A 15,406-nucleotide genomic window follows, 5' to 3' on the forward strand; every position below is an offset into this window, starting at 1 on the left:
GGCCCTGCTGCATCATCAGGGGCGGCAGCAGGTGCGGCATGGGCAGCGCCGGGGCGTGGACGAAGAGGCGGGTGAGGTCCTCCCGGTCGATGGCGCTCTCCACGGCCTGCCGGAAGTCCGGCGGCAGCCGCCGGGGCGAGAAGGCGAGGAACGTGGCGTACAGGGGCGCGCCCGCGATGGTGCCCGTCTCCGTGGACACCCCCAGCTCCAGCTGCACCTGCCGTCCCGACCACAGGCGCTCCAGGCCGCGCTCGTCGGTGCGGGTGAGCAGCAGCCGGTCCAGGTACGGGCGTCCCTGCGGCCACGCGAGCTGCGCCTCCAGCGCGCCCCGGCCCGCGGCGCTGAAGGGGCCTGGCGGACCGGAGGCCACGGGCGCGGCCAGGGCCGGATGGCACAGCGCGCGCTCCAGGTCCGGCCACGGGAAGGACAGGGCCAGCTCCAGCGTGGCGCCGCTGGCGCTCACCTGCCGGCCCTCGCCGCGCACGGGGTAGAGCAGGGCGCGGTAGGGCGACGCCCCTTCCGTGCCGGCCAGCCGCATCCACGCGCGGGCCAAGGCGCCGGCCGCCGTCGCGTTGGGAAGCGTGAGGCGCACGGCCTGGGGCGTGGGGCGCGACAGCGCCTGGGCGAGCGACGGGTGGGCGACGCCGTCCGGCGTGGTGCGGCACACCGGGCGCGACAGCAGCCCCAGCAGGGTGGCCTCCAGCGGCGTGTCGGCGAGCGCGGGCTCGGCGACCTCCGGAGGGCCGTCATGGGCCACGCGCAGCTCGCCGCCGTAGCGGGGCCGGCCGGCCGCCACCGCGGAGGCGGAGGCGAGGAGGGTGAGGCACGTGAGGGCGTTGCGGAGCGTCATGGCGCACCGTGGCGCAGGAGGAAGAGCTCGCCGGTACCGTCCGGCTTCGTCAGGCCCACCACCACCTCACGGCGCTTGTCGCCGTCCAGGTCGGCCGTCACCACGTACAGCGCGCGGCCGGCGGGCAGCGCGCCCTGCCAGAGCGGCTCGCGCGCGGTGGGGTCGTCCCCGGTGGAGGCGTACACGCGCAGCACGTCCGGCGTGGGCTGGAGCTGCGGCGAGGTGGTGAGCAGCTCCGGCGTCCCGTCGCCGTCCAGGTCACCCAGCGCGCTGCCCGCGCCCAGGCCATGCAGCCGCGTGGGCGCGGCGCCAGCGCGCGGGTAGAGGGACGCGGAGCCGTCCGGATGCACGAACAACATCCGCGACGCGACGAGGCTCGCGGTGGTGAAGGGCGCGGGCACCGTCATCGCTCGGCCGTCCGCCAGACGCACCTCCGGCGCGAAGGCCGTCTGCCCCGGAACGAAGGTCCCCCGCTCGACGGCCGCGAGCGGCGCCGTGTCCAGCGGCCCCAGCGGCCGCAGCGTGCCGCGCCCCGCCTCCAGCGCGAGCACCTCGCCCTGCGCGTGCCGGGTGCTCCACGCGGCCAGCCGCGGAGGCCCCGGCAGCACGGCCAGCGCGCCGAAGGGCTCGCGGGTGGTGGCGTTGGCGGAGGGCAGGGCGTCCAGCTCGCGGCGCGCCAGGAGCCGCCCGTCCGCGGCGAAGACGGACACGTCGCGCTCGGTGAGGGCGGCCACCTCGTCGCGGCCGTCCCCGTCCAGGTCTCCCGCGGCCAGCGCCGCCAGCGGGTATTCCAGCCGCGCCAGGGCCGCGCCCAGCAGGTGCACGGCTCGGGGCGCGGAGCCATTTCCGGCGGGGGCCGTCGGCGCGCCCACCGCGGCCAGCGCCAGCACGGCCGCGTCCGCCTCCACCGCGCCGGCCAGCGCGCCGGCGGGCTTCGGCGGGCGCGTGGGGGTGCGGCCGGACCAGAAGTTCACCCAGGTGCCCAGCGCGTCGCCCCGGGCGCGCAGTTCGCCGCCCTCGACGTCCAGCGTGAGCCGCACCAGCGTGCGGGCGCCCTGTGCGCGGGCGGCGGCCTCCGCTGCTTCGGGCGTGGGCGCATCCACCACCACCGGCGCCAGCCCGGCGGCGGACAGCCGCGCCGCCAGCACCGTGCCCACGGCGCGCCGCAACTCGGCGGAGCCTCCGGACAGGTGCAGGGCCACGGGCGCCTCGGCGCGCAGCGCGCGCACCGACTCCGCCAGTGACGCCGCGAGGCGGTCGACGGCGGAGGCATTCTCCGGGGCCGGGGGTGGGGACTGCGGCGCGGCGCCGGCCGCGAGCGCGGCCAGCAGGACGAGGAGTGGGGCTCGGCTCACAAACCGGTCCTGTTTCCTTCCTGGAGGAAGAAGTTCTCGGGGGTCACCTGGCCCGGCGGAGGCGCCTCGGCCGTGGGCTGCGTGCCCTCGAGGAACGGCTCCAGGCGGCCCGGGACGGAGGCGCCCGCCAGCAGGCCGCTGACGGGGTCGATGCGCACCTGCACGACGCCGGCCGGCACCTCGAACTCGCGCGCGGGCAGGCCCTCGTGGGCCACGCGCATGAACTGGAGCCAGATGGGCAGCGCGGCGCGGCCACCCGTCTCGCTGCCACCCAGCGGCGAGTTGTCGTCGAAGCCCACCCACGCGCTGGCCACCCAGTCCGCCGTGTAGCCGGAGAACCACGTGTCCTTGGACTCCTGCGTGGTGCCCGTCTTGCCAGCGGCGGGCCGGTTCAGCTCGCGCACCGCCTTGGCCGTGCCCTCCTCCACCACGCTGCGCATCAGCGACGTGGTGAGGTACGCCACCGCCGGGGGCAGCGTCTCCTCGAAGGCGGGCTGGTGCTCCTCCAGCACCTTGCCGCTCGCGTCGCGCACGCGCAGCAGCATCAGCGGCTCGGCGTACTTGCCGTTGGACTGGAGCGTCGCGTACGCGTTGACGGCCTCCAGCATCGTCACCTCGCCGGTGCCCAGCGCCAGCGTGAGGTTCTCCGGCAGCGCGGAATGGATGCCCGCGCGGCGCGCGAAGTCGATGATGTTCGCCGGGGTGAGCGCCTCGATGAGGCGCACGGACACCGTGTTCTTCGACTTGGTGAGCGCCTCGCGCAGCGTCATCGGCCCCTCGAACTGGCGGTCGTAGTTCTGCGGCTTCCACGTCCTGCCCGTGTACGGGTCGCGGATGGCCTCGGGGGCGTCGTTCACCTTGGACAGCGGCGTGTAGCGCCCGCTGCCCATGGCCGCCGCGTACAGGAAGGGCTTGAAGGACGAGCCCGGCTGACGCCTGGCCTGCGTGGCGCGGTTGAAGGACGAGCGCTCCGCGTCATAGCCGCCCACCAGCGCCGCCACGTTGCGGTTGTCCGGCTTGATGACCACGAGCCCGCCCTGCGCGAGCGGCACCTGGTCCAGCGCGGCCTCCACGAAGGCCGGCGCGGGCGGCGCCTTGAGCACGCGCACGTAGACGAGCTGGCCCTTCTCGAAGACGTCGGAGGCCTTCTTCGGCGTGCCCTTGCCCTTCTGGCGCGCCCACGTCGCGGTGGAGAAGGGCACCTCGGCGGTGCGGCCCACCAGGTCCACGCGCGCGATGTTGCGCTTGTCGTCCACCTCGGTGACGTAGCCGGTGAGGCGCAGCCCCTCCTCCAGCGGCTTGAGGCGCACGGCGCGCGCCAGCTTCTCCTCCTCGGAGCGCGCGGCCTCCTCCTCGGGCGTCAATTCCGGCAGCTGCTCCTCGGCGCCGTCCTCATCCAGCTCGCCCCGCGCGGCCTGGGCCGCCTGGGGCTCCTCCTCCTTCTCCACCTGGGCCAGCGGCGCCAGGTCGGCCACGTAGCCCTGGTCCTTCTGCCGGCGCCCGGCCTCCTCGATGCGCGTGGTGATGAGCCCGCGCAGCCGCGTCCACTGCGCGTCCGTCAGCGTGCCCCGGGGGCCGCGGTAGCCCTGGCGCCGGTCCACCGCCTCCAGGCCCTCGCGCACCGCCTGCTCGGCGGCGACCTGCAGCTTCGGCACCATGGCGATGTCCACGCGCAGGCCTCCCTCCATCACCGCCTTCTCGCCGTACCGGGCGATGAGGGTGCGGCGAATCTCCTCCGCGTAGTACAGGCCCACCGGCTTCTCCTGGCGCGGCGCCAGGACGATGGGCTTGTCCATCTCCGCCGCCACCACGTCCTCCGGCACGAAGCCGTGCCGCGCCATCTGCTGGAGCACGTAACGCTGGCGCGACTTCGCCCGCGTGATGTTCGTCACCGGGTTGATGCGGTGGGGAATCTGCACGGTGCCGGCGAGCACCGCCGCCTCGCCGACGGACAAATCCTTGGCGTGCTTGCCGAAGTAGAAGAGGGCGGCCTCCTCCAGACCGTAGCGGCGCTGCCCGTAGTAGGACTGGTTGATGTAGAGCGCGAGAATCTGGTCCTTGGTGAGCGCCTCCTCCACGCGCGGCGTGAGAATCCACTCGCGCGCCTTGCGGTTGAAGCTGCGCTCGGGCGTGAGCAGCAGGTTCTTCACCACCTGCTGTGTAATCGTGGACGCGCCGGACTTGCGGCTGCCGGGGATGAGGTTCTTCACCGCGGCGCGGGCGATGCCGAACGGGTCCAGGCCCTCGTGCTTGTAGAAGTCCGCGTCTTCGGCCGCGAGGAACGCATTGCGCACGTGGGGCGGCAGGTCCTCCACGCGAATCAGCGTGCGCCGCTCGTGGGCGAACTCCGCGCACAGGCTGCCGTCCGCGCACGTCACCTTGGTGACCTGCGGCGGCTGGTAGTGGCGCAGCGCCTCCACGGAGGGCAGGTCCCGGCTGTAGTACAGGTAGCCGCCGACGAGCGCGAGCACCCCCAGCACGAAACACACGGCGCCGAGGATGAGCAGCCGCTTCGTCCAGCGCCACAGGCGGGCACCGAGCCCGGGGCGCGCCGGAGGCGGAGGCGCGGACGGGGAAGGCGTGGAGGGTTCGGGCGGATGGGGCATCACGGGAGCCGGGGTCATGGCACTTTCGAAGAGGGCTGCACGTTAGACCGGGGGCACGGGAACGGGAACCGGCCTGGAGTCCGCCCCGGGCCGGTATCCGAGCGGACAGGCGCTACGGCGCCGGGGCCACGGGGGCCGCGTCCCGCGCCCCGGCGAGGGGGACGCCCACCCGGGCCAGGCGATTCACGCGGTCCGCGTTGACGCGCGCCTGGACGTAGCGGGGCGACAGGCGTGTAGCGGTGGCATACGCGGCCCGGGCGTCCTCCACCCGGCCCAGCCGCTCCCAGGCCACCCCGAGGTTGTTGTGGACGTAGGCCACGTGGGGGAGCAGGGAGGCGGCCCGGGACAGCACGTCCGCCGCCTTCGCATCCTCGCCCGCGCGCAGGTACGCGAAGCCCAGGTTGTTGAGCGCGTAGCCGTGCTCCGGGTCCAGGTGCACCGCCTGCTGGAAGCGGAGGATGGCGGCCGGCAGCTCCCCGGCGCTCAGGTGGGCGCGGCCGAGCACCTGGTACGCCTCGGCGTCCTCCGGGTCTCGCACCAGGGCCTCCTCCCCCACGCGCACGGCCTCCGGGTAGCGGCCCAGCGACACCAGCAGTCGCGCCTGGTGCACCAGCGCGTCGGTGTCCTCGGGCAGCAGGCGGCCGAGCTGCTCGTACGCCAGCACCGCCACCTCCGTCTGTCCTCCCAGCCGGGCGAGCCGCGCGGCCAGTGCCAGCGCGTCCGTGTCGGCCGGGTCGTCATGCAGGGCGCGGCGGCACTCGGTGAGGGCGCCGGAGATGTCGCCCAGTTCCTTCAGCGTGCGCGCGCGGGCCAGGTGGTCCACGCGCCGGCCGTGGGTGTGCGGCAGGGCGAGCTGCTCGGCCGAGGCCTCCTCGCGAGGCTCCACGGACGGGACCTCCTCGTGCCAGAAGTGCGGGGGCGCCTCCTCGGTGAGCGCGAGCCGCGTCTCCTCCATGGGGCGCGGGTCCGGGGCCTCGCCACGGCGGGCCTGCTGGGCGATGGCCACCCACGGGCGCCACGAGGAGGGCAGGGGGATGTCGCCCCAGGCGGTGACCCCGAACACGGCGAGGCAGGCCGGCAGCAGCGACGTCTTGAGTGCCGGGGGCAGGCGGAAGCCCGGGCGGGGGGTGGCCTTCTTCGTCCTCGTGCTCATGGCGGCGACCTCGATGGGAGCCGTGTGCCGCACTCCCACCCGGGTGCCATTGCCACTGCCGTGCCAGGGCCCTTTCCCCTCGGAGGAGGCGCGAGGTGTGGCCTCCTGGCCACGGAGCAGGGGAAAAGCGTGGCGGGGGCGCGGGTGTCATGCAACGGTCCGCGCGATGAAGATCGCCACCTGGAACGTGAACTCGATTCGGGCCCGGCAGGAGCGGGTGCTCGACTGGTTGAGGACCGCGCAGCCGGACATCGTGTGCCTGCAGGAGCTCAAGTGCACGGACGCCGACTTCCCCACCGACGCGGTGCGGGAGGTGGGCTACCACGCGGCGGTGCACGGCCAGAAGACGTACAACGGCGTCGCCATCCTCGCGAAGGAGGAGCCCCGGGACGTGGTGCGTGGGCTGTCGGACGGCGTGGATGACACGCACGCGCGCCTCATCGCGGCCACCGTGGGCGGCATCCGCGTGGTGAGCGCCTACGCGCCCAACGGGCAGTCGGTGGACTCGGAGCAGTACCACTACAAGCTCCAGTGGTACGAGCGGCTGCGGCACTACCTCGACACGCGCCACAAGCCCGGTGAGCCGCTGGTGCTGGGCGGTGACTGGAACGTCGCCCCCGCGGACATCGACACCTACGACCCGAAGGAGTGGGAGGGCCAGACGCTCTTCACCGCCAAGGAGAAGGCCGCGCTGAAGAAGGTGTGTGACTTCGGACTGAAGGACGCCTTCCGCGTGCTGTACCCGGACGTGCAGAAGTTCTCGTGGTGGGACTACCGCATGCTGGCCTTCCCGAAGAACCGCGGCCTGCGCATCGACCACCTCTACGTGACGGAGTCGCTGGCCTCGCGGCTGGTGGCCTCGGACGTGGACCGCGAGGCCCGCAAGGGCAAGCAGCCGTCCGACCACGCGCCCGTCTGGATCGAGCTGCGCGCCTGAACTCCGAGCAGGCTCACGTCCAGAGCCTGTGGAGGGTGCGTCCAAGGCGTGTCTGGTGAGCGGCCCCTCCACGAGGCCGTTACGCGTGCTCGTACAGGTGAAAAGGGAGCGGCCCCTGCTCCATAGTGCGCCCTCATCCCCGTTGCCTGGCGGAACGGGCCCGCGAGGTCGGGGGCGCGCAGCGCCCAGGGGAGCACCGTGGCCACGAGCAAATCCACCGGCAGCCCGGAGCGCCCCCTGAGAGAGGAGGCTCCCGTCACGGACGGGGACTCCCGCGCGGGGGGGCCCGGCGCCAGCCCCGCCGAGCTCGCGGCCATGCTGGACGGCGTGGGCAACGGCGTGGTGGCGGTGGACCGGCACTGGCGCCTGACCTTCATCAACGCGTGGATGGAGCGTGTGCTGGGGCGCTCCCGGCAGAACCTGCTCGGCAAGGACCTCTGGACGGAGTTCCCCATCCTGGGCACCACCTCCTTCGCGGACGTCTACCGGCGCGCGATGCGCGACGGCGTCGAGGTCCTCCACGAGGACTTCGTGCCCACCTCCAATGCCTGGTTCGAGGCACGCGCCTCGCCGTCGCCCACCGGGCTCATCCTCTTCATCCGCGACGTGACGGAGCGGCGCCGCGCCGCCCAGGCCCTGGCGGACCAGGAGCAGGCCCTGCGCGAGAGCGAGGCGCGCTTCCGCAACATGGCGGACAACGCCCCGGTCATGCTGTGGATGACCGATGCCCAGGGCCAGTGTCTCTGGCTCAACCGCCAGTGGCACGACTTCACCGGGCAGTCGCCGGAGGAGGGCCTGGGCCTGGGCTGGCTGGACGCCGTCCACCCCGAGGACCGCGCCGTGGCTGGCGACACGTTCCTCTCGTCCCTCGCGCGCCAGGAGCCGTACCGGGTGGAGTACCGCATCCGCACGCGCCACGGCGAGTACCGCTGGGCCATCGACTCGGCGAGCCCGCGCTTCGGCCCTTCCGGCGAGTACCTGGGCTACATCGGCTCGGTCATCGACATCCAGGAACTCAAGCGCGGCGAGCAGCGCCTGTCCTTCATGTCCGAGGCGAGTCGCCTGTTGTCCGAGTCGCTCGACTACGAGGCCACGCTGGCGCGCGCGGCGCGGCTGTCGGTGCCCGCCGTGGGCGACTGGTGCATGCTGGACATCCTCGAGGAGGGCGGCGGCATCAAGCGCGTGGAGGTGGCCTGCGCGGACCCGGCACTGCTGCCGCTCGTGCAGAAGGCGTCGCGCTTTCCTCCCCGGTGGGAGGCCAATCCCGAGCATCCGCCCACCCGCGTCCTCCTGGAGGGGCGTTCGGTGCTGGTCGAGGACGCGGATGACGCGTGGAAGCAGCGCTCGGCCCTCAGCGCCGAGCACCTGACGCAGATTCGCGCCATCGGCTTCAACTCCATCATGTCCGTGCCGTTGATGGCGCGCGGGCGCACGCTGGGCGTCATCACCTTCCTGGCCGTCGCCCCGGGCCGGCGCTTCAGCCGCGTGGACCTGGAGATGGCCGAGGACCTGGCCCGCCGCGCCGCGCTCGCGCTGGACAACGGCCGCCTGTACCGCGAGGCGCAGCAGGCCGTGCGCGTGCGTGAGGAGTTCCTCCAGGTGGCCAGCCACGAGCTGAAGACGCCGCTGACGCCGCTGTCGCTCAAGCTCCAGATGCTGGCGCGCTCGGCGGAGTCCTTCCCGCCGGAGAACTGGCCGAAGCTGTCGGCCGACGTGGAGATGATGCGGCAGCAGGTGCGGCGCCTGTCGTCTCTGATGGACGAGCTGCTGGACGTGTCGCGCATCAGCTCCGGGCGCTTCTCGCTGACGCTGGAGCCGGTGGACCTGGCCGCCGTGGTGCGCGACACGGCGGCGCGCTTCGAGCCCGAGGTGCTGCGCCAGGGCGGCCGGCTGGAGGTGGATGTCCCCGAGTCCCTCCAGGGGCTGTGGGACTGGCAGCGGCTGGAGCAGGTGATGACGAACCTCTTGTCCAACGCGCTGAAGTACGGCGGCGGCCAGCCGGTGCGGGTGCGGGTGTGGCGCGAGGGCGACCGGGCCCGGCTGGAGGTGCGGGACGAGGGCATCGGCATCGCCCCGGAGGCGCTGCCGCGCATCTTCGAGAAGTTCGAGCGCGCGGTGAGCGACCGGCACTATGGCGGCCTGGGCCTGGGGCTCTACATCACCCGGCAGATTGTCGACGCCCTGGGCGGCGTCATCCGCGCCACGAGCGAGCCGGGCCAGGGCTCCACCTTCACGGTGGACCTTCCGCTGGTGACGCAGGCCGGCACCGCCACCTCCCACTGAGGCGGCTTCTTCGCTTCTCCTACTGGGACGCGTCAGGAGGACGTCAGGGGCGTGACACCGGGGGCATCGCGGCGGAGGCGTCTGGCATAGATTCGCCGGCCTCATGGCCCTGACCCGATTGGATTGTACGAAGTGCGACCGGACGTACGCGCCGGGCGTCGTGCTGAACCTGTGCACCGCGTGCAACGCGCCGCTGTTCGCGCGGTACGACCTGGAGCGCGCGGCGAGGACGCTTCGGCCGGAGGCGCTGGCCACGCGTGAGCGCTCCATGTGGCGCTACCACGAGGTGATGCCGGTGGAGGACCCGGCGCAGTGGTTGACGCTGGGCGAGGGCTGGACGCCGCTGTTGCCCACGCCGCGGCTGGGGGCTCGGATGGGGATGAAGCGGGTGTGGGTGAAGGACGAGAGCGGGAATCCGACGGGCTCTTTCAAGGCGCGCGGGCTGTCGGCGGCGGTGACGATGGCGAAGGTGCTGGGGGCGAAGGCGGTGTGCCTGCCGTCGGCGGGCAACGCGGGCAGCGCGCTGGGGGCGTACGCGGCGCGGGGCGGGCTGGAGGCGCACGTCTTCGTGCCGAAGGACATCGCGAGCCTGTTCCTGATGGAGACGCGGGCGTACGGCGCGCACGTGGAGACGGTGGACGGCCTCATCACGGACGCGGGGCGCATCTGCGCGGGGCTGGCGAAGGAGCACGGCTGGTACGAGTGCGCGACGCTGAAGGAGCCCTACCGCGTGGAGGGCAAGAAGACGATGGGCTACGAGCTGGCGGAGCAGCTCGGGTGGACGCTGCCGGACGTGATTCTCTATCCGACGGGGGGCGGCACGGGGCTCATCGGCATGTGGAAGGCGTTCGAGGAGATGGAGACGATGGGGCTCATCGGCTCGAAGCGTCCGCGCATGGTGGCGGTGCAGGCGGAGGGGTGCGCGCCGATTGTGAAGGCGCACGCGGAGGGCAAGCCGGACGCGCCGATGTGGCCCGGGGCGACGACGCATGCGCACGGCCTGCGGGTGCCGAAGGCGCTGGGCGACTTCCTGATTCTGCGCGCGGTGAAGGAGAGCGGCGGCACGGCGGTGGCCGTGACGGAGGCGGAAATCATCCAGGGCGTGAAGGACATCTCCGCGGCGGAGGGCCTCTTCGTGGCGCCGGAGGGCGGCGCGTGCGTGGCGGCGCTGCGCAAGCTCCAGGCGGCGGGGCAGGTGACGCCCGACGAGTCCGTGGTGGTGTTCAACACGGGCACCGGCTTCAAGTACGTGGAGAACATGGCCCCGCTGTGGTGACGCGGGGCTGAGGCGGACGGGCCGGCGGACAGGTGCCGCTACTTGCGCAGCCAGAAGAACGTGTCTCCGCTGTGCAGTGCCCGCTCCAGGAACTCGCGGAAGGAGGTGGCAATCGGCCGGACCCGCGGGTACGTCCCATGGTAGGCGTCCAGCAGTGGGTACCGGCCGTCGTGCTGCTGCGCCACATCCACGAGCACGAAGTCCGTGTCCTGGCAATCCACCAGCGTGTACCAGGACGGGGAGCCGGCCGCGTCCTCGTCCTGGCCCCAGATGGCCACCCGCGCGCGCTGGATTTCAGAGAGGGGCAGGAGGCTGTAGTTCGCATCCGGCAGTGGCCGGAACAGCTCCGCCCCGTCGCAGTGGAGGTAGAAGGCGCGCAGTTCGTCGTCGAGTCGCCATCCGACGCGCGCCTCGAAAGCGGCGACTTGCGCAGGCGTGGCCGGCGGGCGCGGGTAGTGCGCGCGGGAGACTTCAGCGAGCAGGTCCTCTATCTTCATGGTCAATCCACGTACGGCCTGTCGGGGTCGGCCGGATGTCTCCCCTCTGTGCGGCTCTTCGTTGCGAATGGCCGCTGGCGAAGCGTTGGATGTTGTCGCGGCCCATGCCGAGCTCAATTCATCTGGGATTCCTGGCAGGTTGTTCGCCTTGTGCCCACCCTGGTAGGTTCCCTGCTCTATGTGGAAGCACTCATCCAGCAGGGCGGTCCTCTTCCTTTGCCTTGTGGCAGCCGTTGCGTCCGCCCGAGGGCGGGAGGGCGCCCATGTCAGGACGTTGCTGCTGTCACAGCATCCGGACGATGCCACCCACCGGCTCCATGTGAAGGGGCAGGTTGTGACGGTCCTGCGATTCGAGCAGCCCTGTGATCCGGCAAGGACAAGGTTGCTGGGATGGGAAGGGCGGTTCGAACCGGTGGGCGTTGTTGGACGATGGGTGCTTCTGCAACCGCTCCGCGATCTTGCCGAGGATGAAGCGGTTCCCCTCCTCGTGACGCTTGCGGATGGAACGGAGGTTCCATTCCTCCTCAGGCCGGTGATGGAAGGGTGGCCGGATCAGCAGGTGAACGTGTTCAAGGACCGTGAGAGCCATGGCGCCATGGCCTCGGCCTTGAGAGAGGCCCTTGAGGAGAAGCAGGTGCTAGCGGAGCAACTCGAGCGATACCGCAAGGAGGAGTCCTCCGAGGACCATGCTCTCGCGGCGCTGCTGGCTTCTGGCGCGGTGAAGCAGACCCCCTTCAAGGTGGCCTATCGACTTGCGGACAGGGATGCGGAGTCCGACGTCGAGGCCATTTTTTACCGAGGGCGTGGCAAGGCGGCTGTTGTGCTCAAGGTCCGGCATCTCCATTCAGAACAGGCCTGGAGCATGAAGAAGGTCCGCCTCATGACGGAGTCCACCGGAATGGACCGAAGCGTGGCGTTCCGTTCGACAGACTCTTCTCTGGCCCCTGGGGAATCCGGGGTGGTTGCCATCGTCGCGGACAGGAGCGCTTTCGTGGAGGAGGGCAAGCTGACGAACCTCGTCCTGGAGGTGTACCGGCACGATGGAGTCCGGCAAGCCGTCATTCCACTGGCCCACCAGTTGAGCGGGAAGTAAGAGCGGGGCGCATGCGCTCCAAACGACTTGCGCTCGTGTGCTGCGCCGCCCTGCTCGCGGCTCCCTCGGGGTGCGCGACTTCCGGTGGAGTGGCTCTTCGTGCCGACGGAACCCCCGGACCGGAGGAGTGTCCGCAGAAGGCCCGTGAGGCCATGCGTTACTTGCGGCTGTTCGTCGGAGAGTCCGCATCGGTAGAACTCGATGCGAACCAGAGCCTGACCGACGCCATCACCCTGTATGAGGGCCCCATCGAGAGCATCCTCGACGAGGATCTCGGTCTGCTGGATGCGCCGGCCCGGCTCTATGGGCGGGTCTGGACGAGCGGCCCTCAAGTGGTCATCCGGTACTACGAAGCCCAGCCTTTGGATGGAGGCGACAATGTTCCCATCTGCGCCGTTGCCCGGCTCGGAATGGGGCAACTCCGGAAGCGGTCCGGCTCCAAGCCCGGAACCGCCATCCTTGGCTCTTCGCGCGCAGGCGTCTTCATCGTGGACAGCTTCAGATGAAACGGATGATGGACATTTCTCTCCGCATCGCTTGAGGTCTCCTCACGTGTCCACGGTGAGCTTCGTCCACCCCGCGGCGACGCGAATCTCCAGCACGCCGCGCTCGAACGTATGCGAGAGCGCGCCCGTCACGCCGCTGGCGTAGGGCAGCCCGTACACGCGAATCGTCTCCTCCGCGCGTGACAGGGGCAGCAGCCCCTCCACGCGCTGCTCCAGCTCGAGCACGCCGGCCCCCAGCCGCCCGCTCAGCGTGGTGAGGCGCGAGTCGCCATACCCATCTCCCGCGTCCTCGTAGAGCCGCCCGTGCACCTCCGGGGCCGCGTGCACGTGCCACTCCAGGTGGCTCCAGTTGGCCGTGGTGGTGTGCTTCGTCGGCCGCGTCAGCGCCACCGCGCCGCCCGCGCGCAGCCACATGGGCACCGTGTCCAGCGGCCCCTCCGCGATGACGTGCCGGCCGCCCTCGACAATCGCTCCCGGCCGGTCCAGCCCGGGCCACTCCATCCACAGGCCCGCGGGCAGGTACGCCAGCCGCTTCGTGTGTCCGGGGCGCACCACCGGCGCCACCAGCAGGGCCTCGCCGAAGAGGAACTGGTCGTACGCGGCCACCGTCTCCGCGTCCTCGGGCGTGTGCAGGACCAGCGGGCGCATCGGGGGCAGTCCCGTCTCCGCGGCCTCGTGCATCAGCGTGTAGAGCGTGGGCAGCAGCCGGTAGCGCCGCTTCAGCGCGTCGCGCGCCAGGGAGAGGTACGGCTCGCCGAAGCGCCACGGCTCCTGCGGCTCCGTGCCCTTGCCCGCGTGGTTGCGCATCAACGGGTAGAAGGTGCCCGTCTGCATCCACCGCACGAGCAGCTCGCCGCTGGGCATGCCGATGAAGCCGGGGATGTCCACGCCCGTGAAGGGCACGCCGGACAGGCCCAGCCCCACCAGCATGGGGATGCTCGTCTCCAGCTGCGTCCAGTGGCTGGAGTTGTCCCCCGTCCACACCGCCGCGTAGCGCTGGATGCCCGCGGAGCCCGCGCGCGTGAGGAGGAAGGGCCGCGCCTCCGGCCGCAGCTCCCGCAGTGCCTCGAAGGCCCCCTTCGCCATGCCCAGCGCGTAGACGTTGTGCACCTCCAGGTGCCGCTTGTCCCCGTGCCGCGCGTCGTACGGCAGCGTCTTGCCCTCCACCGTGCCGATGCCCTGGGCGCGCTCGTTGGAGATGGTGAAGATGCCCACGTCCGGCTGCACCGCGAAGCAGGCCGGCTCGTTCATGTCGTTCCAGAAGCCGGCCACGCCCAGCGCCACGAAGTCGCGGTGCAGGCCGCCCCACCAGCGCTGCACCTCGTCGCGCGTGAGGTCCGGGAAGACGGCGGGGCGCGGCCACACCTCGCCCACCAGCACGTCGCCGCGGTCATACCGCACGAGGAAGTCGCGCTTGCGAGCCTCCTCGTACACGGACCACCCGGGCTCCTGCTTCAGGGCCGGGTCGATGATGGGCACCACGCGCACACCCTCGGCGGCGGCGTCGCGGATGAGCGCCGCCGGGTCCGGGAAGCGGGTGCGGTCCCACGTCCAGACCTTGTAGGTCTCCATGTAGTCGATGTCGAGGTACACGCAGTCCAGCGGCAAGTCCCTCGCGCGGTAGCCGCGGATGACGCCTCGCACGTCCTGCGCGCTCTCGTAGCCCCAGCGGCTCTGCTGCGCGCCGAGGCTCCACAGGGGAGGCAGGGGCATGCGGCCGGTGAGCGTGGTGTAGCGCCGCACCACGTCCGCGGGCCGGGGGCCGACGAAGAGGTAGCAGTCCAGCTCCGGGCCCCAGGACTCCCAGGCCATCTGCGTCCCGTCGGACAGCGCGACGTCCACCTCGGAGCGCCACGTCTCGTCGAGGTACATGCCCCAGGCCACGCCACCGCGCAGGCCCACGAAGAAGGGGATGGACTGATAGAGCGGGTCGGTGTCCGGGTGGTGCGGCATCACGTCCGTGTTCCAGAACGTGAAGTGCATGCCGCGCTTGTCGAGCGGGCCCACCTTCTCGCCGAAGCCCAGGTAGGACTCGCCCGGGGGCGCGTGCAGCGTGAGCCACGAGCGGTACGTGCTCATGGGGTAGCCGGACTTCACCTCGCCGGCCACGCGGGTGCTGCGCGCCAGCTCGCGCCCCTCCGCGTCGAGGAAGCGCCACGTGCCGGTGTCCATGGCCAGCTCCAGCGCCACGTCCTCGGTGCGCACCCGCACGCGTCCTTCCTCGCGCGTGACGTCGAGGGGACGCAGGCCGGCGGCGCCCACCACGGCCCACGAGCGCTTGGGTGGCAGTTGGGGGTGCAGGAAGCCGACGGTGGAGGAGGTGGGGGCGTGACGGAGCCGCAGCACGCCGGGCAGGGGGCAGGAGATTTCGACGGTGGCCCGCGGTCCCCACAGCCGCAGGCGGGCAGGCTCGACGGCCAGCTCTTCGATGCGCATATGCGCCGATTCTACGGAGGGCGGGCGAGCAGGCGGCGCGCGAAGAATGTCAGGGGCGCGCGAGATGTTCTTCCCGAACACCCGTGTGCCCTCGAAGACACGGCTTCCAGCACCTGGCCGACGCTTCCACACGAGGGGCATGGGCCGAGGAGGCGGAGGCGAGATGAGGCAGCGGACATCCCGCAGGGGTTCGTGGTGGTTCCCGCGTGCGGGTGGGGCGCTGGGGACGGCGGCGGTGCTCCTGTCGGGCGCCGGGTGTGAACGCACGAAGGACACAGGACGCACGACCATGGCATTCGAGGGACCGCGGGGCGATGCCCTGCACACGTTGAGGAGTGATGGACGCCTGCGGGCGCGGCCGGGCAACACCCGCGTCGAGCAGACGGGGCCGAAGGGGCTTCAGCCGCTGGGGCT

11 protein-coding genes are annotated in these 15,406 nt (G+C 71.9%); 5 read left to right on the forward strand and 6 right to left on the reverse strand.

Features of this window, described 5'->3' with window-relative positions; genetic code table 11:
* The 4 genes from HG543_RS41175 to HG543_RS41190 form a co-directional block, all read right to left on the reverse strand.
* A partial coding sequence (locus tag HG543_RS41175) for a periplasmic substrate-binding domain-containing protein (protein ID WP_500690510.1) occupies positions 1-850 on the reverse strand: 850 nt, incomplete at its 3' end.
* Positions 847-2,205, reverse strand: coding sequence for an FG-GAP-like repeat-containing protein (locus HG543_RS41180; RefSeq protein ID WP_169350411.1), 1,359 nt, complete (start codon positions 2,203-2,205; stop codon positions 847-849). The genes HG543_RS41180 and HG543_RS41175, both read right to left, overlap by 4 nt.
* Entirely contained in the window at positions 2,202-4,829 is a 2,628-nt protein-coding gene (locus tag HG543_RS41185; RefSeq protein ID WP_171818223.1) for a penicillin-binding protein 1A, read from the reverse strand. The genes HG543_RS41180 and HG543_RS41185 overlap by 4 nt, the downstream gene beginning before the upstream one ends.
* Before the next feature lie 94 nt (positions 4,830-4,923).
* On the reverse strand, positions 4,924-5,964 hold the full coding sequence (locus HG543_RS41190; RefSeq protein ID WP_169350412.1) for a tetratricopeptide repeat protein: 1,041 nt from the start codon (positions 5,962-5,964) through the stop codon (positions 4,924-4,926).
* 166 nt (positions 5,965-6,130) lie between these two features.
* Between HG543_RS41190 and xth the strand changes: the two genes are divergently transcribed.
* From xth to HG543_RS41205, 3 genes are all read left to right on the forward strand, one after another.
* Positions 6,131-6,901 carry an exodeoxyribonuclease III gene (gene xth, locus HG543_RS41195; RefSeq protein ID WP_169350413.1) on the forward strand — a complete coding sequence of 257 codons (771 nt, stop codon included), beginning with the start codon at positions 6,131-6,133 and terminating at the stop codon, positions 6,899-6,901.
* A gap of 198 nt (positions 6,902-7,099) precedes the next feature.
* Complete coding sequence (locus tag HG543_RS41200; RefSeq protein ID WP_169350414.1) at positions 7,100-9,184, forward strand: PAS domain S-box protein; 2,085 nt, start codon at positions 7,100-7,102, stop codon at positions 9,182-9,184.
* Positions 9,185-9,287: 103 nt separating this feature from the next.
* Complete coding sequence (locus HG543_RS41205) at positions 9,288-10,460, forward strand: threonine synthase (RefSeq protein WP_169350415.1); 1,173 nt, start codon at positions 9,288-9,290, stop codon at positions 10,458-10,460.
* Between the two features lie 38 nt (positions 10,461-10,498).
* On the opposite strand, the gene HG543_RS41210 is transcribed toward HG543_RS41205, so the two are convergent.
* Entirely contained in the window at positions 10,499-10,957 is a 459-nt protein-coding gene (locus HG543_RS41210) for an SMI1/KNR4 family protein (protein ID WP_169350416.1), read from the reverse strand.
* Positions 10,958-11,135: 178 nt separating this feature from the next.
* On the opposite strand from HG543_RS41210, the gene HG543_RS41215 reads away from it, so the two are divergent.
* Both HG543_RS41215 and HG543_RS41220 read left to right on the forward strand, forming a co-directional pair.
* On the forward strand, positions 11,136-12,050 hold the full coding sequence (locus HG543_RS41215) for a DUF2381 family protein (protein ID WP_169350417.1): 915 nt from the start codon (positions 11,136-11,138) through the stop codon (positions 12,048-12,050).
* Positions 12,051-12,061: 11 nt separating this feature from the next.
* Positions 12,062-12,556 carry a hypothetical protein gene (locus HG543_RS41220; protein ID WP_169350418.1) on the forward strand — a complete coding sequence of 165 codons (495 nt, stop codon included), beginning with the start codon at positions 12,062-12,064 and terminating at the stop codon, positions 12,554-12,556.
* 42 nt (positions 12,557-12,598) lie between these two features.
* On the opposite strand, the gene HG543_RS41225 is transcribed toward HG543_RS41220, so the two are convergent.
* Positions 12,599-14,992, reverse strand: a complete 2,394-nt coding sequence (locus HG543_RS41225) for a glycoside hydrolase family 31 protein (protein ID WP_169350419.1) — start codon at positions 14,990-14,992, stop codon at positions 12,599-12,601.
* Between the last annotated feature and the right edge of the window lie 414 nt (positions 14,993-15,406).

Source organism: Pyxidicoccus fallax (genome assembly GCF_012933655.1).
Classification (GTDB): Bacteria; Myxococcota; Myxococcia; order Myxococcales; family Myxococcaceae; genus Myxococcus; species Myxococcus fallax.